The sequence below is a fragment of the Rhizobium sp. EC-SD404 genome, assembly GCF_902498825.1.
In the GTDB taxonomy this organism is placed as follows: Bacteria; Pseudomonadota; Alphaproteobacteria; order Rhizobiales; family Rhizobiaceae; genus Georhizobium.
On the sequence record NZ_LR701459.1, the window covers coordinates 1,919,542 to 1,943,482 of the forward strand.

At 62.4% G+C, this 23,941-nt stretch carries 23 protein-coding genes; 17 read left to right on the forward strand and 6 right to left on the reverse strand.

Translation table 11 applies throughout. The features are described 5' to 3' along the window. The first annotated feature begins 5 nt into the window (after window positions 1–5). Window positions 6–677, forward strand: a complete 672-nt coding sequence (locus GC125_RS09965) for a pyroglutamyl-peptidase I (RefSeq protein ID WP_151985533.1) — start codon at window positions 6–8, stop codon at window positions 675–677. On the opposite strand, the gene GC125_RS09970 is transcribed toward GC125_RS09965, so the two are convergent. After that, window positions 631–1,812 (reverse strand): aq_1923 C-terminal domain, encoded by a 1,182-nt coding sequence (locus tag GC125_RS09970; RefSeq protein WP_151985534.1) that lies wholly within the window; start codon window positions 1,810–1,812, stop codon window positions 631–633. The genes GC125_RS09965 and GC125_RS09970 overlap by 47 nt on opposite strands. Before the next feature lie 178 nt (window positions 1,813–1,990). Here GC125_RS09970 and parC point away from each other — a divergent pair, with 178 nt between their 5' ends. Both parC and GC125_RS09980 read left to right on the forward strand, forming a co-directional pair. Beyond that, window positions 1,991–4,240, forward strand: a complete 2,250-nt coding sequence (gene parC, locus GC125_RS09975; RefSeq protein WP_151985535.1) for a DNA topoisomerase IV subunit A — start codon at window positions 1,991–1,993, stop codon at window positions 4,238–4,240. 204 nt (window positions 4,241–4,444) lie between these two features. After that, complete coding sequence (locus GC125_RS09980; RefSeq protein WP_151985536.1) at window positions 4,445–5,686, forward strand: MFS transporter; 1,242 nt, start codon at window positions 4,445–4,447, stop codon at window positions 5,684–5,686. Here GC125_RS09980 and GC125_RS09985 read toward each other — a convergent pair. The 3 genes from GC125_RS09985 to hemB all read right to left on the reverse strand — a co-directional run bounded on the left by GC125_RS09985 (window position 5,683) and on the right by hemB (window position 8,246). Then, the gene (locus GC125_RS09985) at window positions 5,683–6,432 is read right to left on the reverse strand and encodes an arginyltransferase (protein WP_151985537.1); all 750 of its coding nucleotides are present in this window, start codon (window positions 6,430–6,432) and stop codon (window positions 5,683–5,685) included. The genes GC125_RS09980 and GC125_RS09985 overlap by 4 nt on opposite strands. Window positions 6,433–6,610: 178 nt before the next feature. Then, window positions 6,611–7,096 (reverse strand): RDD family protein, encoded by a 486-nt coding sequence (locus GC125_RS09990; protein ID WP_151985538.1) that lies wholly within the window; start codon window positions 7,094–7,096, stop codon window positions 6,611–6,613. Between the two features lie 103 nt (window positions 7,097–7,199). Further along, the gene (gene hemB, locus GC125_RS09995) at window positions 7,200–8,246 is read right to left on the reverse strand and encodes a porphobilinogen synthase (protein WP_151985539.1); all 1,047 of its coding nucleotides are present in this window, start codon (window positions 8,244–8,246) and stop codon (window positions 7,200–7,202) included. 89 nt (window positions 8,247–8,335) lie between these two features. Between hemB and GC125_RS10000 the strand changes: the two genes are divergently transcribed. The 3 genes from GC125_RS10000 (at window position 8,336) to GC125_RS10010 (ending at window position 11,139) form a co-directional block, all read left to right on the forward strand. Beyond that, the gene (locus GC125_RS10000; RefSeq protein ID WP_353617073.1) at window positions 8,336–8,845 is read left to right on the forward strand and encodes a DUF6163 family protein; all 510 of its coding nucleotides are present in this window, start codon (window positions 8,336–8,338) and stop codon (window positions 8,843–8,845) included. A gap of 133 nt (window positions 8,846–8,978) precedes the next feature. Then, the gene (gene ldtR, locus GC125_RS10005; RefSeq protein ID WP_151985540.1) at window positions 8,979–9,485 is read left to right on the forward strand and encodes a transcriptional regulator LdtR; all 507 of its coding nucleotides are present in this window, start codon (window positions 8,979–8,981) and stop codon (window positions 9,483–9,485) included. 382 nt (window positions 9,486–9,867) lie between these two features. Then, complete coding sequence (locus tag GC125_RS10010; RefSeq protein ID WP_151985541.1) at window positions 9,868–11,139, forward strand: L,D-transpeptidase family protein; 1,272 nt, start codon at window positions 9,868–9,870, stop codon at window positions 11,137–11,139. A 509-nt stretch (window positions 11,140–11,648) separates the two neighbouring features. Here the strand turns inward: GC125_RS10010 and GC125_RS10015 are convergent. Continuing rightward, window positions 11,649–12,620: a phytanoyl-CoA dioxygenase family protein gene (locus tag GC125_RS10015; protein ID WP_151985542.1), complete on the reverse strand. Its 972-nt coding sequence runs from the start codon at window positions 12,618–12,620 to the stop codon at window positions 11,649–11,651. Window positions 12,621–12,746: 126 nt separating this feature from the next. Between GC125_RS10015 and GC125_RS10020 the strand changes: the two genes are divergently transcribed. From GC125_RS10020 to GC125_RS10060, 9 genes are all read left to right on the forward strand, one after another. After that, window positions 12,747–13,634, forward strand: a complete 888-nt coding sequence (locus tag GC125_RS10020; RefSeq protein ID WP_151985543.1) for an AraC family transcriptional regulator — start codon at window positions 12,747–12,749, stop codon at window positions 13,632–13,634. A gap of 110 nt (window positions 13,635–13,744) precedes the next feature. Further along, a complete protein-coding gene (gene glyA / locus GC125_RS10025) occupies window positions 13,745–15,064 on the forward strand; it encodes a serine hydroxymethyltransferase (protein WP_151985544.1) in 1,320 nt (439 codons plus the stop codon). An 8-nt stretch (window positions 15,065–15,072) separates the two neighbouring features. Beyond that, on the forward strand, window positions 15,073–15,555 hold the full coding sequence (gene nrdR, locus GC125_RS10030) for a transcriptional regulator NrdR (protein WP_151985545.1): 483 nt from the start codon (window positions 15,073–15,075) through the stop codon (window positions 15,553–15,555). Next, entirely contained in the window at window positions 15,548–16,672 is a 1,125-nt protein-coding gene (gene ribD, locus GC125_RS10035; RefSeq protein ID WP_151985546.1) for a bifunctional diaminohydroxyphosphoribosylaminopyrimidine deaminase/5-amino-6-(5-phosphoribosylamino)uracil reductase RibD, read from the forward strand. Before nrdR ends, ribD begins: the two co-directional genes overlap by 8 nt. Then, window positions 16,672–17,277: a riboflavin synthase gene (locus GC125_RS10040; RefSeq protein WP_151985547.1), complete on the forward strand. Its 606-nt coding sequence runs from the start codon at window positions 16,672–16,674 to the stop codon at window positions 17,275–17,277. Before ribD ends, GC125_RS10040 begins: the two co-directional genes overlap by 1 nt. Before the next feature lie 113 nt (window positions 17,278–17,390). After that, window positions 17,391–17,849, forward strand: a complete 459-nt coding sequence (gene ribH / locus GC125_RS10045) for a 6,7-dimethyl-8-ribityllumazine synthase (RefSeq protein WP_151985548.1) — start codon at window positions 17,391–17,393, stop codon at window positions 17,847–17,849. After that, on the forward strand, window positions 17,846–18,397 hold the full coding sequence (gene nusB, locus GC125_RS10050; RefSeq protein WP_151985549.1) for a transcription antitermination factor NusB: 552 nt from the start codon (window positions 17,846–17,848) through the stop codon (window positions 18,395–18,397). The genes ribH and nusB overlap by 4 nt, the downstream gene beginning before the upstream one ends. Then, window positions 18,394–19,644 (forward strand): MFS transporter, encoded by a 1,251-nt coding sequence (locus tag GC125_RS10055; RefSeq protein ID WP_286165458.1) that lies wholly within the window; start codon window positions 18,394–18,396, stop codon window positions 19,642–19,644. The genes nusB and GC125_RS10055 overlap by 4 nt, the downstream gene beginning before the upstream one ends. A gap of 208 nt (window positions 19,645–19,852) precedes the next feature. Beyond that, on the forward strand, window positions 19,853–21,991 hold the full coding sequence (locus tag GC125_RS10060; protein WP_151985550.1) for a sodium-translocating pyrophosphatase: 2,139 nt from the start codon (window positions 19,853–19,855) through the stop codon (window positions 21,989–21,991). Between the two features lie 75 nt (window positions 21,992–22,066). On the opposite strand, the gene GC125_RS10065 is transcribed toward GC125_RS10060, so the two are convergent. After that, window positions 22,067–22,582, reverse strand: coding sequence for an outer membrane protein assembly factor BamE (locus GC125_RS10065; protein WP_502706049.1), 516 nt, complete (start codon window positions 22,580–22,582; stop codon window positions 22,067–22,069). Between GC125_RS10065 and GC125_RS10070 the strand changes: the two genes are divergently transcribed. Together GC125_RS10070 and GC125_RS10075 are read left to right on the forward strand one after the other, a co-directional pair. Then, window positions 22,563–23,327, forward strand: coding sequence for a ubiquinol-cytochrome C chaperone family protein (locus tag GC125_RS10070; protein ID WP_353617074.1), 765 nt, complete (start codon window positions 22,563–22,565; stop codon window positions 23,325–23,327). The genes GC125_RS10065 and GC125_RS10070 overlap by 20 nt on opposite strands. Further along, on the forward strand, window positions 23,324–23,878 hold the full coding sequence (locus tag GC125_RS10075; RefSeq protein ID WP_151985552.1) for a YceD family protein: 555 nt from the start codon (window positions 23,324–23,326) through the stop codon (window positions 23,876–23,878). Before GC125_RS10070 ends, GC125_RS10075 begins: the two co-directional genes overlap by 4 nt. Window positions 23,879–23,941 lie beyond the last annotated feature (63 nt).

A 23,941-nucleotide genomic window follows, 5' to 3' on the forward strand; every position in this document is an offset into this window, starting at 1 on the left:
TCCCGATGGCGGGCGAGGGCGCAACACCGTTGCCCCGCGTGCTCGTCACGGGCTTTTCCGTCTTTCCCGGCGCCCCGGTCAATCCGACCGAGGCGCTGGTCAACCTCTTGGCCGGAGATCCGCCCGCCGAGGGCATTGAAGCCTTCAGAGCGGAAATCCTGTCGGTGGAATATGCGGGTCTCGGCGACAGACTGTCCGCGATCGGCCGGGCGTTTCGGCCCGACATCGTCGTTCAGTTCGGCCTTGCCCGGCGCGCGATCGGCTTTCGGCTGGAGAGAGTCGCCCGCAACAGCCTGAAACACGCGCGACCGGACAATCAAGGCCGCCTGCCGGCAGGCGAGCGCATTTGCGATGGGCCGGAAAGCTGGCCTTCGACCCTGCCCCTGGACGCCATTGGCGACGATCTTCACGCCACAGGCCTGCCGGTCGAATGGTCCGACGATGCCGGAGGCTATCTCTGCAACATGGCTTTCGCGCTCGCCCGGTCGGGAACCTGCGACGGGTTGCAGGCAGACATGATCGGCTTCATCCACGTGCCGCCGCTGCCGGAAGACGCGCTCGACGGCGAAACGCCGCTGAGCGCCGCCGATCTCGAACGGGGCGCACGCGTGATCATCTCGCGCTGCGTGACTATCTGGTCGGAACGGGTGCGTTCAGATCGAAATTCGATACGCTGAGATTGAGCAGATCGGGAAGGGCCTGCGGGAACATCATCGCGGCGGCTGCGATCTGCATGACGGGCACGGGCTGGTCTGGAGCTGCCTTGATCTCGAACGTGTCCGGCTCGATCAGGAAGGCGTTCGCGACCTCGAGAATTTCGGCTTGCAGACGTGGATGGCCGAGCCGTGCCACAGCAAGGGGCAGCATCATGCGCGAGACGCTGGTCATTTCCGCTGCGTTCAAGCCCTGTGTGCTTCCGGTGTAGGCGAGAATGCGGCCTGTGAGGCCCGTATCGAGAAAGCGGATCGATCCGTTGGAGAGCACCGCGGACCCCATCGCTTCCGCAAGCGCTGCACGCGCCTGCGCCTCGCTCTTGACGGTCTCTCCGCCTCGCATCATTGCCCAGGGGGCGGTGTCGAGTGCCTCCATCTCGAAGCTGAAGGTCAGGATGCCCATCTCGTCCAGCATCAGGCTGAGATCGGGAACGGCGAGCGCGCCGGTCGTCTCGTTCCAGTTGCTCGTGAGGTGCATGGAGCCCGTGAGCATATCGTAGCCCATGGCCTTGATGGCGGAGACGGCCGACGGGTGGCCCGCCATCTCCGCGGGGATCTCGATCCCGCTCGCCTCTACCGAGGTCTCGATCGCGCCGCCGCCCGATGGGGTAACCTCAAGTGACGTCGACACGGCTGAAAAGACGGTCACGCCATCCATGACGAGGTTCACCGGTCCGGTCATCGCCTGGTCGTAGGAAGTTTGCCGGCCGGCATCTGCGAACAGGTCGACACCGCTCACCATGATGTCCTCGATGGTGACCCGACCGCCGGTCTGGCTGACTTCGAGCGTCGGTATGAGGATCTGAGCCACATTGAAATCGCCCGCGGCGCTGCGCGAGACGCCGTCGAAGATCACCGTGTCGATGGGTACCGGCTGGCCACCCTCGGGCGTCACCAGCACTTCGGAAAAGGTCAGTCTCTTGCCGTCGAGATCCACGCGTTCGTAGCTGAACGTGCCATCCTCGATCGCCACGGAATCGAGCATGCGGTCGAGCAGGGCGTCGGCCACGCCATCTTGGGCGAGAGCACCGTCGGAAAGAACCACGCAGCCGCAGGCGACCATGATTGCAAGCGAAGTCACGGGCATTTTCGAGGCCATGCGTATGTTTCTCTTGCTGCCGCCATGCGGGAGATTCGTGTTCTGTCCATCATGGTCGGATTATTGTCCTGATGAAGGCAGGGGTCCAGAAGACATGCGTGTGGACAAGTCCAGCGGCGCAAGCCTCGGGAAGGCTCCGCCTCTTTACGCTCGACACCCCAGGGGATAAGCCCGACGCATGGGTAAGGACCTTGGACCGCCGCGATCCCCGGACGAGATCGAACCGATCGATCTGAAGAAGGCGCTCGAAGAGCGCTACCTCGCCTATGCGCTCTCCACGATCATGCATCGGGCATTGCCGGACGTTCGCGACGGGCTGAAGCCCGTTCACCGCCGCATCATCTATGCCATGAGCGAGATGGGTCTGCGCTCGGCTGGCTCCTTCCGCAAATGCGCGAAGATCGTCGGCGAGGTGATGGGTAACTTCCATCCCCATGGCGACCAGTCGATCTACGATGCGCTGGTGCGCCTCGCGCAGGATTTCGCCGTCCGCTACCCGCTCGTCAACGGCCAGGGCAATTTCGGCAATATCGACGGCGATAACGCCGCAGCCATGCGCTACACCGAATCGAAGATGACGGCCGCCGCCGAGCTCATCCTCGAAGGCATCGACGAGGATGCCGTCGATTTTCGCACCACCTATGACGAGGAAAACAGCGAGCCGACCGTTCTGCCCGGCGCGTTCCCGAACCTGCTCGCCAATGGCTCAACCGGCATTGCCGTGGGCATGGCGACCTCGATCCCGCCGCACAACGCCGCCGAGCTTTGCGACGCCGCACTCCATCTGATCGATCATCCCGATGCGTCGGTCGAGGACTTGATGGAGTTCATTCCGGGACCCGACTTGCCGACCGGAGGCGTCATGGTGGAAAGCCGGGGCTCGATCCTCGAATCCTACCGCACCGGCCGCGGCGGCTTCCGCGTGCGGGCGCGCTGGGAGACCGAGGATACCGGCCGTGGCGGCTATCAGATCGTCGTCACGGAAATCCCGTACATGGTGCAGAAGGCACGGCTGATCGAAAAGATCGCCGAGCTTTTGAACGCCCGCAAATTGCCGCTGCTCGACGACGTGCGCGACGAATCCGCCGAAGATGTCCGCCTGGTCCTGATCCCCAAGAGCCGCACGGTCGATCCGCAGCTTCTGATGGAATCGCTCTTCCGCGTCACCGACCTGGAAAGCCGCATCCCGCTCAACATGAACGTTCTGAGCATGGGGCGCGTGCCCAAGGTCATGGCGCTAAACGAAGTGCTGTGGGAGTGGCTGGAGCACCGCAAGGATGTGCTGCAGCGGCGCTCGCGCCATCGCCTTGCTGCGATCGAGCGCCGGCTGGAGATCCTCGGCGGCTTGCTGATCGCCTATCTCAATCTCGACGAGGTGATCCGCATCATCCGCGAGGAGGACGAGCCGAAAGAGGTGCTGATCGCGACCTTCACGCTCACCGATCTTCAGGCCGAATCCATCCTCAACATGCGCCTCCGGCATTTGCGGCGCCTGGAAGAGATGGAAATCAGGCGCGAGTTCGATGAGCTCACCGAAGAGAAGACCAAGATCGAAGGCCTGCTCTCGTCCGACGTCAAGCAGTGGCAGGCGGTGTCCTGGCAGGTGAAGGAGGTCAAGAAGACCTTCGGCAAGGACACCAAGCTCGGCCGCCGCCGCACGCAGTTCGCCGATGCGCCCGAGACCGATCTGGAAGCCATTCAGCAGGCGATGATCGAGAAGGAGCCGATCACGGTCGTCATCTCCGAGAAGGGATGGATTCGCGCGCTCAAGGGCCACATGTCCGATCTCTCGAGCCTCACGTTCAAGGATGGCGACAAGCTGAAGACGGCTTTTCCGGCCCAGACGACCGACAAGATCATCCTCGTCACCACCGGCGGCAAGGCATTCACGCTGGGCGCCGACAAATTGCCGGGCGGACGCGGGCACGGCGAACCGCTGCGCATCATGGTCGAGATGGAGAACGACCAGGATATCGTCACGGCCTTCGTCTACGATCCCGCCTGCAAGATGATCATCGTCTCGGGCGAAGGAAACGGCTTCATCGTCGCCGAAAGCGAGCTGGTTGCGAATACCCGCAAGGGCAAGCAGGTGATGATCGTCAAGCTGCCGGACGAGACGCGGATGGTCGTTCCGGTTTCGGGCGACAGCGTTGCGGTGATCGGCGAAAACCGGAAGCTGCTCGTCTTCCCACTGACCCAGATTCCTGAGATGAGCCGCGGCAAGGGCGTGCGGCTCCAGCGCTACAAGGATGGCGGCATCGCCGATCTCAAGTGCTTTGACATGGCCAAGGGACTGACTTGGGCTGATTCAGCGGGCCGATCCTTCGCCCGCAACCGCGACGAACTGACGGAATGGCTCGGTGATCGCGCCCAAGCCGGCCGCATCGCGCCGAAGGGCTTTCCGCGCAGCGGCAAATTCACGGGCTGATCCCAATCAGACTGGATACGTCGATCTCGCAGACCAGCGCGGAACCTTTATATCGTCACATCATTTATTAGCGGCCTGTAGAGAAAGCAGAGATCCGGAGGTACCCGGATTCTCTACTTGACCCCACCGGGCTTACGTCGCCTTCACAAATAGCCCCTGAGCGCTTTCAGAAGCGCTCGATCTCGCAAAACCGAGGATGTCTCGATGGCAGTGGTGTCGCCGGCTGTAGCTGCGCGCGGTCTACCGGACCGTACATTGTTTGCGCTGGCCATCCTCAATTTCTTTCTGGCAGACGCGCGCGACGGCCTTGGGCCGTTTCTCGACGCCTTCCTGGCGACCAACGGCTGGTCGCCATTGGCTCTCGGTTTCATTGCAACGGTCGGCGGAATCATCGGCTTGCTGGTGACGCCTCTCTTTGGTGCCGTGGTCGACGGTTCGAAGTACAAGCGGGCGCTGATCGTCGGTCCCGTACTGCTCGTCACCGCAGCCGCTCTGGTGACGCTGATCTTCCCGCAGCCAGCGGTCGTCTGGGTCGGCCAGGTCGGCACGGCGGTGGTGGGCGCGATCATCGGGCCGGCCCTGATGGGTCTTACGCTGGGACTGGTGGGTGAGCGGCTCTTCCCGCGCCAGGTATCGCGCAACGAATTCTGGAACCACCTCGGCAATTTCGCTTCCCTTTTTGCGGTCTTCGTCATCGTTTCGGCGTTCGGCGAAAACGGCGTCATCTGGCTGATGATCGCCACCGCGATTGGAGCGATTCTGGCGATCGCCTTCATCGACCCGAACCGGATCGATCACGACGTGGCACGCGGATTGACCAAGAAGGACGAGGGAAAAGAAGGGCCGTCTGGCTATAAAGTGCTGATCAGCACGCCCGGATTGATCCTGATCGCGCTCATTCTCCTCATATTCCATTTCGGCAACGCGCCGATGAGCAGACTGATCGCTCAGGAATTCGCAATCGAACTTGGCACGCCATTCAGAACCACGGCCCTCATCACAGGCGTCGCACAATTGACAATGGTCGCTGTCGCAGCGGCAACGCCGTTTCTCATTCGTCGTTTCGGATTGACGCCGATCTTCATCGTCGCGCTCTGCGCCTTGCCGCTGCGGGGGTTCATCGCCGGGACATTCTCCGACTTTTCCGCGATCTATCCGATCCAGATGCTGGACGGCATCGGCGCCGGATTGCTTGGAATCCTGACGCCCGTAGCGGTGGAACGCCTGATGAGCGGCACCGGCCGTTTCAATGTCGGCTTGGCGGCGGTGATGACGGTGCAGGGGGTTGGTGCATCGCTGAGCAACGTTGTCGCCGGCACGCTCGTCACCTGGGGCGGCTACAGCCTTTCGCATTACGTCGGCGGTGGCGTTGCGGTTATCGCTGCTGTTCTGTTCCTCGTCTTCCGCAAACAGATCGTGCAGGAAGAGGTGGGATCGGCGCCTTAAGCTCGAAACGGTTCCCAGCCGCGCGCGCCCAGATGTTCCTGCGGCAGGAACTTCGTCTTGTAATCCATCTTCCGCGACCCGGCGACCCAGTAGCCGAGATAGACATGCGGCTGGCCGCGCTGACGCGTCCGCGCGATGTGGTCGAGGATCATGAAACTGCCGAGCGAGCGATCGTGATGCTCGGGATCGTAAAAGGAATAGACCATCGACATGCCGTCGCCCATGACGTCCGAGAGCGCCACGGCGACGAGTGGGCCGGTTGACTTGCCGGTGATGCGGCTGTCGGCGTCGGCAATGCGGTATTCGATGATCTTCGTCTCGACATGGCTGTCTTCAACCATCATGGCGTAGTCGAGCACGGTCATGTCCGACATGCCGCCCTTCCGATGCCGGGCGTCGAGATAATCCCGAAACAGCGAATACTGTTCGCTCGACGGTTCTGCCGGATATTCGATCGCGATGAGGTCGGAGTTGCGCTGGAGAACGCGACGCATGGAGCGCGACGGCTGGAACTGATCGACCAAGATGCGGACCGAGATGCAGGCGCGGCACGTCTCGCAAGCGGGGCGATAGGCAATGTTCTGCGAACGCCTGAAGCCGCCTTGCGTCAGCAGGTCGTTGAGATCGCTTGCCTTTTCGCCGACGAGGTGCGTGAACACCTTCCGCTCGAACTGGCCTTCAAGATAAGGGCAAGGCGAGGGGGCCGTGAGAAAGAATTGCGGAGACTGGACGGGATGGCTTGTCATCGCACTCGAACGAAGAATCTTCCCCTCATGATCCCTCTTACCATGGCGCAAGCTGCGAAAACGTCAACTGGATCGTTGAAGACCGATTGCGTCGGCTGCCTGCTGGAAGGAAAGGGGCGCGGTGCGCTCAGTATCGACGAGCCCGAGTGCGGGCTCGTCTTTTCATGTGGGTCGTAGGTCAGCGAAGCGCGCTGGTGCGGAGCACGACGGTGCCGAGCAGCATGTCGTGAACCAGCCGCTTGCGGTCGAGAAAGAGGCTCGCCAGCAGGATCAGCGGCGTCAGAATGACGTTGCCGGCCCAGAAGACCACGGCATGCACCATGGCCAGCATCGTATCGACCGGACGCCCGTCGGTGCGGGCGACCATGATGCCCATCAACCGCATGCCGGGCGTTGCCTGGTTCGGTCCGCCCATGGTGAAGCCCACGTAGGGCAGGGCGACGAGAGCGAAGAGCACGCCATAAAGTGCCCAGCCAAGACCAAGCGTCAGGAGGCCAATGAAAAACACGATGACCGCGACGGGAATGCTGAGCAAAAGAATGATCGTGTAATCGATGCAGAAAGCCAGCATGCGCCGGGTGCGCACGCCTTCGTAGGAACGCCAGTCGTCCAGTGCGCCGGTCTGCAGCGGTACGGCTTCGTCAATATGGGCCTGCGTCGTCATCGTCCAATCCGTCCTCGTTCACACCCTAACCGGGCACACCCCTTATCGGGCAGCACTGATGTGGGGAGGGCGGTGGCCTTATTCAACGAGTTGCGAAATCACGTCATCGCCGCGCCAAGAGCGTCGCGACTTCCGGTGCAAAATAGGTGAGGATTCCGTCGCAACCGGCGCGTTTGAAGGCGAGCAGGCTTTCCAGCATCACCTTTTCGCCGTCGATCCAGCCATTGGCAGCCGCAGCCCGGATCATCGAATATTCGCCCGATACCTGGTAGGCGAAGGTCGGCATGGCGAACGCATCCTTCAGCCGCGCGATGATGTCGAGATAGGGCTGGCCCGGTTTCACCATCAGCATGTCGGCGCCTTCCTCGACGTCGAGCGCTGCCTCGCGCACCGCCTCGTCGCTGTTCGCTGGATCGATATAGTAGGTGCGCTTGTCGCCCTTCAGCAATCCGCCTGTACCGATCGCCTCGCGGTAGGGTCCGTAATAAGCGGAGGCGAATTTCGTCGCATAGGACATGATCCCCACATTCTGGTGCCCGGCTTCGTCAAGCGCGCGGCGGATGGCGCCGATGCGCCCATCCATCATGTCGGATGGTGCAATGATGTCGGAACCGGCATCGGCCTGGATCACGGCCGCTTGCGCGATCTGCGACACGGTATCGTCGTTGAGGATCTGACCGTCCTTGAGGATGCCGTCATGGCCGTGGCTGGTGAAGGGATCGAGCGCCACGTCGGTGATGATCCCGATATGCGGCACCGCCTTCTTGATGGCCCGCGTCGCCTCGTTGATCAGATTGTCGCTCGCCAGGCTGTGCGAACCCGTCTCGTCGCGACGATCCATGGAGATGTTCGGAAAAGTGGCGAGCGCCGGAATGCCGAGATCGGCGGCGCGCTTGGCTTCTTCCACGGCCATGTCGACCGTCAGGCGTTCCACGCCCGGCATGGCGTCGATGCTTTCGCGACGGTTTTCGCCGGAGATCAGGAAGATCGGCCAGATCAGATCGTCCACCGTCAGCCGGTTCTCCTGCACAAGGCGGCGGGTCCAGTCTGCCTTGCGGTTGCGGCGCATGCGCCGATGGCCGGTGATGTCGTCGACCACGTTCGTGCCGGCCTGGTGACCTGTACCGGGGGAGGTGACGTGCCTGTTCATGGCCGGCTCCTGGGTGCGATTGTGAGCTTCTGGCAGCGGATGCTGCGGCTGGCCGGGCATAGCACAGCCGCAATCGCGCCACTACCCGCATGGCATTGCGCCTTGAGCGTCTCGATGTCGCGTGGCACACACGGGCGACGATGAATGACGGAAATCAGACGATGCTGCTTGAGAGCGATGCGCGACCGAGGGAAACGCTGACCTTCCGGCTGTTCAACATCTTCCAGCGGCTGGTTGCGATCGGCGCGCTGGTGTCGGCATTGCATTACTGGGCGTTGTTGTCCGGCCTTTATGGCGGCGAACTTTGGCGTTTCGATCTGATGCCCATCCATTGGCGGGTCGCTGCCACCGCGCTTGCGGTTCTCTTTCCGGTGGCAGCCGTCGGCCTCTGGATGCCGGTCTCATGGGGGCCGGTCATTTGGTTCTGCGCCGCGGCTACCGAGATCGCCATGCATCTCGGCTTCCCATCGCTTTTCGGCCAGAACCTCGTGGTCGTCGCGCTGCACCTCGCGGTCATAGCGATCTATGCCGCTTTCCGGGGCGTGCTCTACGTCGAAAAGCTACGCTCACGTCGACCGGTAAGAGTTGATTCACTCTGACACACGGAGACGCTTCGGTAAGGCGCTGTTAATGCTAGCCTTTAAGTCCAATTTTATGGGTATTCGATAGGGTCTCTCCAAGGCGGAAGAAAACAACAGCCGCCAACAGGGATCACGGAGAGGCTCGAAAACAATGGCACAGGCAAAGCTGCAGTCGAACGAAACGCAGGCCCGCGAAGGTGCTCTTCGCAATCTTTATCTGGAATCGCTCCAGCTCGTGGAGCGTCTTCACCGCCGTCTGCTCGACGTCATCAAGGATGAGTTCGACCGCAAGGGCCAAAGCGACATCAACGCCGTCCAGGCGCTGCTCCTCTTCAACATCGGCAATTCGGAGCTGACCGCAGGCGAGCTTCGCTCACGCGGCTACTATCTCGGTTCCAACGTTTCCTACAATCTCAAGAAGCTGGTCGATCTCGGCTTCATCAACCACCAGCGCTCGCGCATCGACCGCCGCTCGGTCCGCGTCAGCCTGACCGACAAGGGCAACGAGATCGCCAAGGTCGTCGGCGCGCTCTACGACCGTCACATCGGCTCGATCGAACAGGTCGGCGGCATCGGCACCGACGATTTCGAGAAGATGAACAAGCTGATGCAGCGCCTCGACCGGTTCTGGAACGACCAGATCCTCTACCGCCTCTAAGGCGACCTGACCTTCGACCACCTCCGGTCCCGACCTCCGATCGTTGCAGCTTCCCTGCTGTCGCGATCGGGGGTCGCAGGTCGTTTGAGTTGCAGTCTTGCAACGGCCTTGGTCGCATCGTGCCAGGCCTCGTCCACACCCATTCCCGGCCATTCCTGAAACATGAATTGGCCATATTGCGATGACAACTCTCGCGTCCAAGAGGGCAAACGGGGCGATCAAGTCTGCCACGCAGCTCGCCGAAATCCTCAAGTGTCCGTGCTCGCGAATTTGTGATTGCAACCGCAAGCCGGCAGCTTTTCAGGGTTTCGTTTCATTAACTATACGGGTGCTAGCCTCTGGGCTGTGCGTCAAGAACGTCCCGAATGTGATGGTGTGGTCAATGTCGATGAAAAACGGATCTGAGCGGCTTTCACGCCGTGCTTTTCTTTCCAGCGCAGCCATGGTGGGAGCGACGGCCTTCGCCGGTGCCGCCAGCGCCCAGACGGTGCTCGACAATATCCTGAACGCGCCCCGGCGCGGCAACTGGGACGACCAGTTCGATGCGCGCGGAACGCGCGGCGTGGAGCAGGTGAGCTCGACGGTTCCGGTGCTGAGCCCGGACACGGTCAATAACACGAATTTTGCTCTGATCGACTATCAGAACATCGTGCGCAACGGCGGCTGGCCTTACGTGCCCGAAACCCGCCTGCAGCTCGGCGCGACCGATCCGGCTGTCCAGGCACTGCGTCAGCGCCTCATGGTCTCCGGCGATCTGCCGATGGACGCCGGCATGTCGATGGCCTTCGATTCCTACGTCGATGGCGCGGTCAAGCGCTTTCAGGCTCGCCACGGCCTTCCGCCGGATGGTGTCATGGGCGAATTGACTTTCAAAGCGCTGAACGTGCCGGCCGACATCCGTCTTGGCCAGCTCGAAACCAACGTCGTGCGCCTGCAGACGATGGCCGGTGATCTCGGTCCCCGTCACGTCGCGGTCAATATTCCCGCCGCAGCAATCGAGGCAGTTGAGGGCAACCAGGTCACTTCGCGCCACACGGCCGTGGTCGGAAAGATCGATCGGCAGACGCCGATCCTCACGTCGCAGATCCACGAGGTCATTCTCAACCCGACCTGGACTGCGCCACGTTCGATCATTGAAAAAGACATCATGCCGCTGATGCGGCAGAACCCGAACTACCTGACGGAAAACAGCATCCGCCTGTTCGACGGGCAGGGCAACGAAGTTCCGCCGTCCTCGGTCGACTGGAACGCCGCCAAGGCGCCCAATCTGATGTTCCGGCAGGACCCGGGCGCGATCAACGCCATGGCCTCGACGAAGATCAACTTCCACAACGAGCATGCGGTCTACATGCACGACACGCCGCAGCAGAACCTGTTCTTCAACGAGGTTCGCTTCGATTCGTCGGGCTGCGTGCGTGTGCAGAACGTGCGCGACCTGTCGCTCTGGATCCTGCGCGACACGCCGGGCTGGAACCGTCAGCGTATGGAGCAGGTCATCGCAACGCGCGAGATCAATCCGATTGCCGTCAACAATCCGGTGCCTGTCTATTTCACCTACATCACGGCTTGGGCGACGTCCGACCGCGTGGTGCAGTTCCGCGACGATATTTACAAGCGAGATGGCGCGCCGGAACTGGCGATGCAGGAAGGCTGATCTTTCCGATCAAGCTTCAATTTCTGATGGCCGCCGAAAGGCGGCCATTTGCTTTTCAGGATGGGACTCAGTGCGGCGACGCCGGAACATTCCGTGTGCGTGCCGCACAAGGTTCGGTCGCGACAAAGCGGCCGCTCTCCAAGGTCAGAGTGCACGTCACCAGCGATTCGTAGCGAATCAGTGCACGTGCTGACGGGGTAAAAAATTCCACGACGAGCCCGATTATCGTGGCAATGATCAACGCTAATGCGCCGAGAAGTGTGGATTTGAGGTAGCATTTCCTACGTATGCGAAAGTACGAGTCATTCAAAGTCTCCGTCCGATCTGCTGTCCGGCAGACAACACGCATCATCGGGAGACCGTTCCAAGGCGCAACCTGCCTTCGATTCAATCCAACGCGATCAAGCCGCTCATGCTCAACAAAACCTTAATTCGGCGGCAGGCGGATTGAACGAAAAAGGGCGCCTGCGTTTGCGGCGCCCTTCTTTCATCGGGGATTTAGTTTCGGCCTACCAGCGATCGAGACCGAGCAGCTTGCGGCCGAGCGGGTTGAGTTCGGCGATAGCGTTCTGCTTCTCCAGTTCGCGCGGATCGCCGGGGAAGGGGTTGCCCTTCGGCGCTTCGCGCTCCTGCCAAAGACGGATCCGCTCTTCGCGCACCGCATCGTTGTCGAAATTGCCGGGGAACATGGAGATGTATTGTGCCATGCGCACGCGGTTTTCCGAGCGATTCGGTCGCACGCCGTGGGCAAGCAGCGAGTTGAAGATGAGCAGGTCGCCCGGCTCCATGTCGATATTGATGATGTCGTAGCCGGTGGTATCGGGCTTGAAGGGGTTGCGGTCTTCCGGCTGGCGGTCGCACCATTCTTCGAGCTCCGCAAAGAGATCCGGCACGCACTGGAAGCCGCCCGTTTCCTTGTCCTGCTTGGCGAGCGAAAGCACGCCCTGCACGCTGATGGGGAAGGGCCGCACCGACGTGTCGACGTCGAAATGGATGAAGCCGTTTTCCTGCTGGGCGGCACGCGCTGCCTTGTTCGGCGGATTGAGGTTGGCGCGGTCGATCGCGACCCACAGGTTCTCACGGTCCCAGATGTCGACGAAGGCATCGTAGACGCGCTGGGTCTGGCGATTATTCCAGAGCGTCTGGTGGTTGTAGACTTCCACCATGCCGGCGTTGTTCAGTTCCTTCATCTTGTATTCGCGCAGCTGCGGCTTGTACCAGGTTGACGGGTCGTGACGATCCATCTCCTGAAACTCCCACAACATATCGATGACCGCGTCGCACTGTTCCTTGGGAACGGCACCGCGCACGATGACGTAGCCGCGGGTCGTCCAGTGCTTCCAGTCGTCATCTGAAAGGACGCGAAGCGGCAGGGTTTTTTCGATGTCCTTGAGCTGAGTCGTGACGCCCATGGCCTGGGGGTGATCGCCGTGGCCATCGTCTTCTTCGACGGCCGGCTGCTTCAGGGCTGCTTGGTTCATGGTCTCCCTCCCATCGAGTCAACATGATGACGATGGCGAGAGATTACGCGGTCCACCAAACGCATGTTGTCGTGTTCTGGCCGATTCTGGTAGGATACTGGCGTCGCTTGAGAGGAGGGCGCGTTTATGAGGCCGTTTCTGGAGAAGATCCGCCAATCCGATGGCGCGTCCTGGGCGTTCCTCGATCGCGTCCTACCGGACGGCATCCCCTTCGAATGGCACCATCACCCCGAATACGAGCTGACCCTGACGCTGAACAGCCGCGGTCACCGTTATGTCGGCGATCATATCGGCGCCTATGACGATGGTGACCTTGTGTTGCTGGGACCGGGGCTGGCCCATAGCTGGGCGTCCAGCGACAAAATCGATGCCGCCGGACCGCATCGCGCTCTGGTCATCCAGTTCACCGAAGCCTGGGCGGGATCCCTGACAGCCCTCTTCACCGAGATGGCGGCCCTGCGCCATCTGCTTGCTGAAGCAGACCGTGCGGTCTGTTTTTCTCCCGAAATCGCTGCTGCGGTGCGGCCGGACCTCGAGGCGTTGGTGGGACTGCGAGCGGACGAGCGGCTTGTGCGTTTGCTTTCGGTCTTCGCACGGCTGACCCGCGACGATCACCGCAGCCTGCTGGCGAGCCCCGGCCGCGCACTCGTCGCCGCCTCCGACGCCGATCGACCGCGCATCGACAAGGTGCTGGAGCATCTTCACGCCAACCACCGCGCGCCGATCGCCATTGCGGAACTTGCCGAGATCGCCTGCCTCAGCGAGTCGGCGCTCCACCGCATGTTCCGTCGCCAGACGCGCCTGACGCCGCTGGAATATCTGACGCAACTGCGCATCGGCCATGCGTGTTCGCTGCTGATCGATACGGATCGCCCGATCCATGTGATTGCCGACGAGGTCGGCTACCGCAATCTCGCGCTTTTCAACCGCATCTTCAAATCGCGTCGCGAAATGACGCCCAGGGAGTTTCGTGCCGCGTACCGGCGGGGGCATCATCCGCACCTGGCTGCCTGAAGGGCGAATGAGCGCTGCGAAAGTGCCGCAGTCCGGGCTGCTCATATTGCTCTCGATGCCCGCCGGGTTTAAGAGGGCGCCACGTCAAGAGCGAAAGGACTTCAGGGCCCATGTCCACTGCATCCCAGGCTTCCGCCAAGCGTTTCGCCGACGCTTTCTTCAATCGCTCGCTTGCCGAAGCCGATGCCGAGATCTTCGGCGCGATCGGCAAGGAACTCGAGCGCCAGCGTCACGAGATCGAACTCATCGCCTCCGAGAACATCGTCTCGCGCGCCGTCCTGGAAGCCCAGGGCTCGGTGATGACGAACAAATATGCCGAAGGCTATCCTGGCAAGCGCTATTACGGCGGCTGCCAGTTCGTCGATATCGCCGAAGAACTCGCCATCGAGCGCGTCACGAAGCTGTTCGATTGCGGCTATGCCAATGTGCAGCCGAATTCCGGCAGCCAGGCCAACCAGGCCGTGCTGCTTGCCCTGTCGAAGCCAGGCGACACCATTCTCGGCATGAGCCTCGACGCCGGCGGTCACCTGACCCATGGCGCCAAGCCCAACCTTTCCGGCAAGTGGTTCAATGCCGTTCAATACGGCGTGGTCTCGTCGACCGGTCTGCTCGACTATGACCAGGTCGAGGAACTGGCCCGCGAACATAAGCCCGCGATCATCGTGGCCGGTGGTTCCGCCTATTCGCGCCAGATCGATTTTGCCCGTTTCCGCAAGATCGCCGATGAAGTTGGTGCCTATCTCTGGGTCGACATGGCGCATTTCGCCGGTCTCGTCGCCGGTGGACAGCACCCAAGCCCGTTCCCGCACGCGCATGTGGCGACGTCCACGACCCACAAGACCCTGCGCGGTCCGCGCGGCGGCATCATCCTCACCAATGACGAGGCGATCGCCAAGAAGATCAACTCGGCCGTTTTCCCGGGTCTCCAGGGCGGCCCGCTGATGCATGTCATCGCCGGCAAGGCAGTGGCATTCGGAGAGGCGTTGACGCCTGAGTTCCGCAACTACACCGCACAGGTCGTCGAAAACGCCAACGTTCTCGCCGAGACGCTGGTCGAGGGCGGACTGCAGATCGTTTCGGGCGGCACCGACACGCACCTGATGCTCGTCGACCTGCGTCCGAAGAACCTGACGGGCAAGGCCTCAGAAGTCGCCCTCAGCCGTGCCTACATCACCTGCAACAAGAACGGCGTGCCGGACGATCCGGAAAAGCCGATGGTCACCTCCGGCGTTCGCCTCGGCACGCCGGCCGGCACGACCCGCGGTTTCGGCAAGGACGAGTTCCGTGAAATCGGCCGCCTGATCGTCGAAGTGCTCGACGGCCTGAAGGCAGCCAATTCGGAAGAAGGCAATGCCAAGGTCGAGGAAGCCGTAAAGGCCAAGGTGATCGCGCTGACCGATCGCTTCCCGATCTACCCACATTTGGGCTGATTGGCCTGATGCGCTGCCCCTATTGCTCGTCGGAAGACAGCCAGGTCAAGGATTCGCGTCCGGCGGAGGATGGTGCAGCCATCCGCCGCCGTCGCGTGTGCCCGGATTGCGGGGGCCGCTTCACGACCTTCGAGCGGGTGCAGCTCCGCGAGCTGACGGTCGTCAAGAAGACCGGTCGGCGCGTGCCGTTCGACCGCGACAAACTCATGCGGTCTTTCGAAATCGCGCTGCGCAAGCGCCCGGTCGAACGCGACCGAATCGAGCGTGCCGTCTCGGCCATCGTCAGGCGCCTCGAAAGCTCCGGCGAGCAGGATATCCAGTCCGAGCAGATCGGGCTTCTGGTTATCGAGGCGCTGAAAGCGCTCGATGATGTCGGTTTCGTGCGCTACGCCTCGGTCTACCGCGATTTTTCCGGTCCCGAAGACTTCGAGAACGTCATCAACGAACTGACCGCCCGCATCAATGCGGACACCAGCGTTGCGAATGACTGATCGTTTGGCCGGCGCCGAGGTGACGGCCGACGATCGTCGCTTCATGGCAGCCGCAGTTCGGCTGTCGCTGCGCCATTCCGGCCTGACCGGATCCAATCCTTCAGTCGCGACGCTGATCGTTGCCGAAACGGATCATGGCCCCGTCATCGTCGGCCGCGGGGTGACTGCGCTTGGCGGCAGGCCCCATGCAGAAGCCGCGGCGCTGGCCGAAGCCGGCGAACGGGCCCGCGGCGCGACAGCCTATGTCACGCTCGAACCCTGCGCACATCACGGCCGAACGCCGCCTTGCGCCGAAGCGCTGGCCCGATCTGGGATTAAACGCCTGGTCGCCGCGACGATGGATCCCGACCACCGCGTTTCCGGCAAGGGCTTCGAGATCCTGCGTGCCGCCGGTATCGAAACCGTGCCGGGCGTGCTGGCGGAGGCATCCGAGCATGCGCTTGCAGGCTATCTCATGCAGCGCACAAGCAACCGGCCGCATGTGATTCTGAAGATGGCAGTATCGGCCGACGGCAAAATCGGCCGGAACGGAGCAGGGCAGGTCGCGATCTCGGGCGAGGTGTCGCGCGCGCAATCGCATTTGATGCGTTCCGAAAGCGATGCCATCCTCGTCGGCATCAATACAGTGCTCGAGGATGACCCGGCGCTGACATGTCGCTTGCCCGGGTTGGAGCGCCGGTCGCCAACCCGCATCGTCCTTGACGATCACTTGCGCCTGCCGCTCGACAGCCAACTTGTAAAGACCGCCCGCGATGTACCGCTCTGGGTCGCAACGACCAGCGATGACGACCGGGCCCGCCGCGCTCTGGAAAAGGCCGGCGTCGAGATCGTTGCCTGCGCCCGCCACAACGGCCGCATCGCGTTGCCGGAGCTTCTGGACGATCTCGGCGCACGCGGCGTCTACACCTTGCTCGTCGAGGGCGGTGCGTCGGTTGCAGCTTCTTTCATGCGCGACGATCTTGCCGATCGGATCGCGCTTTTCTCTGGCACCGTGACTGTCGGTGATGACGGCATTGACGCTCCGTTCACGTCAGCCACCATGCCGGCGGGCTTTTCACGAGGGCAGGCGATGCTTTATGGCAGCGACCGGTTCGAAGAATGGAAGAGAGAGCGCTGATGTTCACCGGGATCGTCACGGATATCGGCCGCCTGCTGGCAACTGAAAAGCTCGACCACGGGCTGAAGCTGCGCATCGCCACGTCCTACGACCCTGCCGGCATCGACATCGGCGCTTCGATCGCCTGTTCGGGCCCGTGCCTGACGGTCACAGCCCTTTCGGCTCCGGGCGAAGAGCGCTGGTTCGAGGTGGAGGCCTGGGAAGAGGCGCTGCGGCTGACGACGATCGGCAATTGGGCCATCGGCGCGCGCATCAATCTTGAGCGGTCGCTCAAGATTGGCGACGAACTGGGCGGGCACCTCGTCTCCGGCCATATCGATGGCGCCGCGACGATCGTCTCCGTCGAGAGCGAGGGGGAGGCGACCCGCTTCACGCTGGAAGCCCCCGCCGAACTGGCCCGATTCATCGCACGCAAGGGCTCCGTTGCGCTCGACGGCACGTCGCTCACGGTCAACGGCGTTGATGGTGCACGGTTCGACGTGCTGCTCATCCGCCACTCGCTCGAAGTCACCACCTGGGGCGAGCGCAAGGCCGGCGACCGCGTCAATCTCGAAATCGACCAGATGGCGCGCTACGCTGCACGGTTGGCGGAGTTCGCCGCCTGAGAGGTCGCTTGGCGGGCGATTAGGCTTGCCAAAGCAGACGGCACATGGTTTGACGCGCTCCACCCCCATATGACCCTCGCAACGCCGGTTTCCGGCGCAAGGATACCCGTTTCATGGCGCAATCCGAGAAGCCTCATCTGTTGATCGTCGAGGCACGCTTCTATGACGATCTCGCCGATGCTCTGCTGGAGGGCGCGAAGGCGGCTCTGGACGAAGCAGGGGCAACCTACGACCTGATCACCGTGCCAGGCGCTCTGGAAGTGCCGGCCGTCATCTCCATGGCGCTTGACGCAGCAGACGAGGGCGGGACCGAGTATGATGGCTTCGTTGCGCTCGGCACCGTCATTCGGGGCGAGACCTATCATTTCGAAATCGTGGCCAATGAATCCAGCCGTGCACTGACCGATCTCGCCGTCGACGAGGCGATTGCAATCGGCAACGGCATCCTGACCGTCGAAGACGACGATCAGGCCTGGGTGCGGGCACGTAAGGACGACAAGGACAAGGGCGGTTTTGCAGCGCGCGCTGCGCTGACCATGATCGCCGTCAAGAACAGGCTGAACGCAGAGTGAGCGATAAAGACCGTCCAGAACAGGGTTCAGGCCGCTCATCCGGCGAAGTACGGCCGGCCAATCAGCGCGGCGCCGCACGCCTTGCTGCCGTGCAGGCGCTCTACCAGATGGATATTGCCGGCACCGGCGTGCTGGAAGTCATCGCGGAATACGAAAACCATCGCCTCGGCCGCGAAATCGATGGCGAAACCTACCGGCAGGCGGATGCCGCATGGTTCCGCTCGATCGTGTCGGGCGTGGTGTCCGATCAACGGAACCTCGATCCGCTGATCGCATCGGCGCTCACGATGGACTGGCCGCTGTCGCGCCTCGATTCGACGCTGCGCGCGATCCTTCGCGCAGGAACGCTCGAGCTTTCGACCCGCAAGGACGTTCCGGTTGCCGTGATCGTCACCGAATATGTCGATATCGCCCAGGCGTTCTATGTCGGCGAAGAGCCGAAGATCGTGAATGCGGTGCTCGACAGGCTCGCCCGTCAATTGCGCGGCGATCGGTCTCCCACGCAGGGTGGTCCTTCCAGATCCGACAAGGCTCCGTCGGAGGAATGAGCGAACCTGCCCGTGACGTCATGAGCGGGCAGGGTTCATCGATAGCATCGCACGCGCGCCGCAACGCCGTGGTTCTGGCAGCCGCGCAGGCGGTGGTCGGTGCAGCCGCCCCGATGGCGATCTCCATGGGCGGGCTTGCCGGCTTCTATCTTCTCGGCAGCGACAAATCATTGGCGACGGCACCGGTTACCGGCTTCACGGTCGGGCTGGCGCTCGGTGCTCTGGGTGCGGCGGCCGTCATGCGCGTGGTCGGCAGGCGCCTCGGATTCATCATCGGCGCCGCGTTTACCGCGGCCGGCGGAGGGCTGGCGGTGCTAGCCCTTTGGGCAGGCTCCTTCTGGTTCTTCGCATTCGCCCTGGCGGTCATCGGCTGCGGCGGTGCTTTCGTTCAGCAATACCGCTTCGCCGCTGCCGACAACGCACCGCCGCAACTGAAGGCGCAGGCGATTTCCTGGGTGCTTGCCGGCGGTGTCTTTGCAGCCGTGATCGGCCCACAGACGGTCATCTTCAGCCGCGAAATGTTCCCGACGGTGCCCTTCGCCGGCGTCTTCGTCGCAATGATCGCGCTGGGCTTGCTCGGAGCGATCATCTTGTCAATGCTGCGCGAGCGCGAGGACGCCGTCGTCGATCCCGCGTCGCAGACGGCTGACGACCGTCCCCGGCCGCTTCGAGACATCGTCACCCAGCGCAGCTTCGTCACCGCCATGGTGTGCGGGGTCGGCACCTACGCGCTGATGACCTTCATGATGACCGGGGCGCCGCTTGCCATGGTCGCCTGCGGCTTCTCGCCCGACATCGCGACGCTCGGCATCCAGTGGCACGTGATGGCGATGTTTGCGCCGAGCTTCTTCACCGGCCATCTCATCCGCCGGTTCGGTGAAGCGACCATCGTCGGCATCGGCCTTGCGCTCTTGCTCGTCTGCGCTTGCATCGCCTTCATCGGCATCGAACTCTGGAACTTCTGGCTGGCGCTCGTTCTGCTCGGCATCGGCTGGAACTTCGGGTTCATCGGCTCGACCGCCATGGTCACCGCCACCTATCGCCAATCGGAAAAGAACAAGGTGCAAGGCTTTCACGACGGCGTGCTGTTCTCGCTGGTCGCCGTGGCATCGCTGGCTTCCGGCGGCGCGCTGAATCATTGGGGCTGGGAAGGTATATCGCTCGTCCTGGTTCCAGTCGCGAGCCTCTGCCTCCTCGTGCTTGGCCTGCAGGTCGTGAGCGACAGGCGCAAACTCGCCTCCGCCTGAGGCGGCGTCTCCGGCGGCAACCGCGGGAACGGTCCGCGACTGTAATTTTCTCCTTATGTCCAATGCACTTGACCGGGCTTGACCGCACGGCAATCATCCCGCCCACTGCGACCGAGCGTCGCGGAGCCCGAGTGGCTTGGCGATTCGCGAGGAAGCCGGCGTCGGGGGACATGACGCGCCGGAAAGACCACCAGGAGGATTAAGAGGAATGAGCATTTTGATCGCCGTCATTGCTTGCGGCCTGCTTGCGATTGCCTACGCCATTTGGGCGACGCAATCGGTGCTCGCAGCCGACCAGGGCAATGCGCGCATGCAGGAAATCGCCGGTGCCATCCGCGAGGGAGCACAGGCCTATCTCTCCAGACAATATACGACCATCGCCATCGTCGGCGTCGTCGTTTTCGCTTTGACCTGGTGGCTGCTCGGGGCAACCGCAGCCGTGGGCTTCCTCATCGGCGCCGTGCTTTCCGGCGCTGCAGGCTTCATCGGCATGCATGTGTCGGTGCGTGCCAACGTTCGCACGGCCCAGGCCGCTGCACACAGCCTTTCGGCTGGTCTCGACATCGCGTTCAAGTCGGGCGCGATCACGGGCATGCTCGTAGCCGGTCTGGCGCTGCTCGGTGTCTCCGTTTATTTCGCCATTCTGACAGGGATGATGGGCTTTGCCCCAGGCGACCGTGTCGTGATCGACGCGCTCGTCGCGCTCGGCTTCGGTGCTTCGCTGATTTCGATCTTTGCCCGTCTGGGCGGCGGCATCTTCACCAAAGGCGCCGATGTCGGCGGTGATCTCGTCGGCAAGGTGGAAGCTGGTATCCCGGAAGACGACCCGCGCAATCCCGCAACGATCGCCGACAACGTCGGTGACAATGTCGGCGACTGCGCGGGCATGGCTGCCGACCTGTTCGAGACCTACGCCGTCACCATCGTCGCGACGATGGTCCTCGGCGCGATCTTCTTCGCCGGCACGGACATCCTGGCCAGCGTGATGCTCTATCCGCTGGCGATCTGCGCGGCCTGCATCGTCACGTCGATCATCGGCACGTTCTTCGTGCGTCTGGGCTCCAACGGCTCGATCATGGGCGCGCTCTACAAGGGCCTTCTCGTGACCGGTCTCCTCTCGATCATCGGCCTTGGAGCAGCCACGTCTCTGACCATCGGATGGGGCTCGATCGGCCAGGTCGACGGCATGGACATCACCGGGACCAACCTGTTCCTGTGTGGCATCCTAGGTCTCGTCGTCACGGGGCTGATCGTCTGGATCACCGAATACTATACCGGCACCAACAAGCGCCCGGTCAACTCGATCGCTCAGGCATCGGTCACCGGCCACGGCACCAACGTCATCCAGGGGCTTGCCGTATCGCTGGAGTCGACGGCTCTGCCCGCGATCGTCATCGTGGCGGGCATCATCTCCACCTTCCAGCTCGCCGGTCTGCTCGGCACCGGTATCGCCGTCACGGCCATGCTCGGTATTGCCGGCATGATCGTCGCGCTCGATGCGTTCGGTCCAGTCACCGACAATGCCGGCGGGATCGCTGAAATGGCGGGACTTCCGCCGGAAGTACGCCGCTCCACCGATGCGCTCGACGCGGTGGGCAACACGACGAAGGCCGTCACCAAAGGTTACGCGATCGGATCGGCCGGCCTGGGCGCGCTCGTTCTTTTCGCCGCCTATTCCAACGACTTGGAGTTCTTCGCTGCCAATTCGGACCAATATCCGTACTTTGCCGACATGGGCGATATCTCGTTCTCCCTGTCGAACCCGTACGTGGTCGCAGGCCTGATCTTCGGCGGTCTCATTCCCTACCTTTTTGGCGGCATCGCCATGACCGCCGTCGGTCGAGCAGCGGGCTCCATCGTGGAAGAGGTGCGGCGCCAGTTCCGCGAGGATCCGGGCATCATGGCCGGCACATCCAAGCCGAACTACGCGCGTGCGGTCGACCTTCTGACCAAGGCTGCGATCCGCGAAATGATCATTCCGTCCCTGCTGCCGGTCCTTGCCCCGCTCGTCGTCTATTTCGGCGTGCTTCTGATCTCCGGATCGAAGGCCTCGGCATTCGCGGCACTCGGCGCATCGCTGCTCGGCGTCATCGTCAACGGCCTGTTCGTTGCAATTTCCATGACGTCCGGTGGTGGCGCCTGGGACAATGCGAAGAAGTCCTTCGAGGATGGTTTCATCGACAAGGACGGGGTCAAGCACGTCAAGGGATCGGAGGCCCACAAGGCATCGGTGACCGGCGACACGGTCGGCGACCCCTACAAGGATACGGCCGGACCGGCCGTCAACCCGGCGATCAAGATCACCAACATCGTGGCGTTGCTGCTTCTGGCAGTTCTCGCCCACTGATCGCGATGACAGGCAAAGAAAAAGGCTCCGGGGTCGCCCTCGGAGCCTTTTTCGTTTGAGAACTGAAGCGCGGCGTCAGTAAGGGTTGCCGTCGCTCGTCTGGCCGAACGGGTTCGGGATCGCGCTGCCACCTTCGCCAGGGCCGGCAAGCAACTGGCCAAGGAAGGTGAGATCGCGGCCGCCTGTCGGCGTCGTGCGCGAGATCAGGTCGAACACGCGACCATCCTGCAATGTGTAGTTGGCGATCTGGCGAACTGTGCCCTCAGCCGTGAAATAGACGGCCAGCACGCGCTGATCGACGAGGCGCGGCTTCATGAAGGCGACAGCCCGGCTTCGCGTCTGGGAGATATAGTAGAAGACCTCGTCATTATCGAACGTCGCGGTCGTGGACGGCGTGCCGAGCGAGAGGAGAACTTGTTCGCGGCTGGAGCCCACCGGCACCAGTGCCAGCGTGTCCTCGTCGAGCACGTAGCCCTGCTTCAGAACTTCCGATGTCGAGCAACCCGAGACGACCATGGCGCCTGACAGTGCGACAACCGCCACACCGGCACGCAGGATCGTACCGCCATACTTGAAATACCGTCGCGTCAACGACATCTCCCTTCATGATCCTGTCACTGCAAGAATTGCCGGCGACAGTGTACGGCGCAGTGTCGGCCACCGCAGCCCATTTGCTTTTCAGGCTCGCTTCGGTAAACCAGCCGCCGTTGAGTTGCAACATGCCCGAGGCGGGCACGGCTCCTTGAGAAACCGAGACCTGGGCGATTTGATGATTTTTTCTCTGTTCGGCCGCAGAAAGACCAACCAGCGCGTCGTCGACGATACTTATGTGCACCTGACGGAGGCGGCACGCCAGCCGGTTTTCTACGAAAGCTTTGGCGTCCCTGACACGGTCATGGGCCGGTTCGAGATGGTGGCGGCGCATATGGTGCTGTTTCTGCGTCGCGCCGGACGCTCAGACGGGCCGCTCAGGGCCTTCACCCAGGAAATGGTCGATACCTTCTTCCAGGACATCGATCATTCCATCCGCGAGATCGGCATCGGCGATACCGGCGTGCCGAAGCGCATGAAAAAATTCGCCAAGATGTTCTACGGCCGCGTGGAATCCTACAGCGTCGCGCTCAATGCCGGCGACCGGATTGCGCTGTCCGAAGCACTGTCGCGCAATGTGCATCCAACCCTGGAATTTACCCGCGACAGCGCCGAGGGACGAGGCATGCACGCGCTGGCCGATTATTTGTTTGCGCTGGAGGCGTATCTCGCCGGCCAGTCCGATGCCTCGATCATGGACGGGCGGCTGTCGTTCGTCGCACCGGAAGTGAAGGAGGCCGTATGAGAGATCCCGTGCAGCCATTTTCGTTTGCCGTGAAGGTCGGCCACGTCTCGGCAAACCCGATCACGGTCCGCATGGAGGCGGATGAGCGCGAGCGTACGGCCTTGGCCAAGACGTGGGGCGTTCTTTCCGTCAGCGAATTCTCTGCCGACTTCTCCGTGGTACGCTGGAAGCGTGACGGCATTCGCCTGTTCGGAACGGTGCACGCTGTGCTGGAGCAGGCTTGCGTGGTGACTCTGGAGCCGATCGAGCAGACCATCGACGAAGACATCGAGGTGCTCTTCGTACCGGAAGGCTCCAAGCTCGCCCGCAATGAAGCCGTCAACGGCGAGCTGATCATCGATGCCGATGCCCCCGATCTGCCGGAGGTGTTCGCCGGCGATACGATCGATGCCGGCGCAGTCGCCGCGGAATATGCCGCGATGTCGATCGACCAATATCCCCGAAAGCCAGGGGTCGGGTTCGTCGAACATATCGAAAGCGATGGCACAGAGGCTGACGCCAGACCGTCGCCATTCGCCGTGTTGAAGGGCTGGAAGGGCGACAGCCAGTGAGAATGGAAAGCGCCGCGGCAAAGCAAGCCACGGCCGCTCATTCTGGTGACACCGCTTCTTTTT

Excerpts from the sequence above, each read along its gene's own strand:
- GC125_RS09990 (WP_151985538.1), bottom strand. The coding sequence starts at position 7,096 with ATGACGACGCAGGCCCATATTGACGAAGCCGTACCGCTGCAGACCGGC.
- GC125_RS10000 (WP_353617073.1), top strand. The coding sequence starts at position 8,336 with ATGGCATTGCGCCTTGAGCGTCTCGATGTCGCGTGGCACACACGGGCG.
- GC125_RS09970 (WP_151985534.1), bottom strand. The coding sequence starts at position 1,812 with ATGGCCTCGAAAATGCCCGTGACTTCGCTTGCAATCATGGTCGCCTGC.
- GC125_RS10015 (WP_151985542.1), bottom strand. The coding sequence starts at position 12,620 with ATGAACCAAGCAGCCCTGAAGCAGCCGGCCGTCGAAGAAGACGATGGC.
- GC125_RS10040 (WP_151985547.1), top strand. The coding sequence starts at position 16,672 with ATGTTCACCGGGATCGTCACGGATATCGGCCGCCTGCTGGCAACTGAA.
- GC125_RS10075 (WP_151985552.1), top strand. The coding sequence starts at position 23,324 with ATGAGAGATCCCGTGCAGCCATTTTCGTTTGCCGTGAAGGTCGGCCAC.
- GC125_RS09980 (WP_151985536.1), top strand. The coding sequence starts at position 4,445 with ATGGCAGTGGTGTCGCCGGCTGTAGCTGCGCGCGGTCTACCGGACCGT.
- GC125_RS10020 (WP_151985543.1), top strand. The coding sequence starts at position 12,747 with ATGAGGCCGTTTCTGGAGAAGATCCGCCAATCCGATGGCGCGTCCTGG.
- glyA (WP_151985544.1), top strand. The coding sequence starts at position 13,745 with ATGTCCACTGCATCCCAGGCTTCCGCCAAGCGTTTCGCCGACGCTTTC.
- GC125_RS10010 (WP_151985541.1), top strand. The coding sequence starts at position 9,868 with ATGTCGATGAAAAACGGATCTGAGCGGCTTTCACGCCGTGCTTTTCTT.
- ldtR (WP_151985540.1), top strand. The coding sequence starts at position 8,979 with ATGGCACAGGCAAAGCTGCAGTCGAACGAAACGCAGGCCCGCGAAGGT.
- GC125_RS10060 (WP_151985550.1), top strand. The coding sequence starts at position 19,853 with ATGAGCATTTTGATCGCCGTCATTGCTTGCGGCCTGCTTGCGATTGCC.
- GC125_RS09965 (WP_151985533.1), top strand. The coding sequence starts at position 6 with ATGGCGGGCGAGGGCGCAACACCGTTGCCCCGCGTGCTCGTCACGGGC.
- ribD (WP_151985546.1), top strand. The coding sequence starts at position 15,548 with ATGACTGATCGTTTGGCCGGCGCCGAGGTGACGGCCGACGATCGTCGC.
- ribH (WP_151985548.1), top strand. The coding sequence starts at position 17,391 with ATGGCGCAATCCGAGAAGCCTCATCTGTTGATCGTCGAGGCACGCTTC.
- GC125_RS10055 (WP_286165458.1), top strand. The coding sequence starts at position 18,394 with ATGAGCGAACCTGCCCGTGACGTCATGAGCGGGCAGGGTTCATCGATA.
- GC125_RS09985 (WP_151985537.1), bottom strand. The coding sequence starts at position 6,432 with ATGACAAGCCATCCCGTCCAGTCTCCGCAATTCTTTCTCACGGCCCCC.
- nrdR (WP_151985545.1), top strand. The coding sequence starts at position 15,073 with ATGCGCTGCCCCTATTGCTCGTCGGAAGACAGCCAGGTCAAGGATTCG.
- parC (WP_151985535.1), top strand. The coding sequence starts at position 1,991 with ATGGGTAAGGACCTTGGACCGCCGCGATCCCCGGACGAGATCGAACCG.
- hemB (WP_151985539.1), bottom strand. The coding sequence starts at position 8,246 with ATGAACAGGCACGTCACCTCCCCCGGTACAGGTCACCAGGCCGGCACG.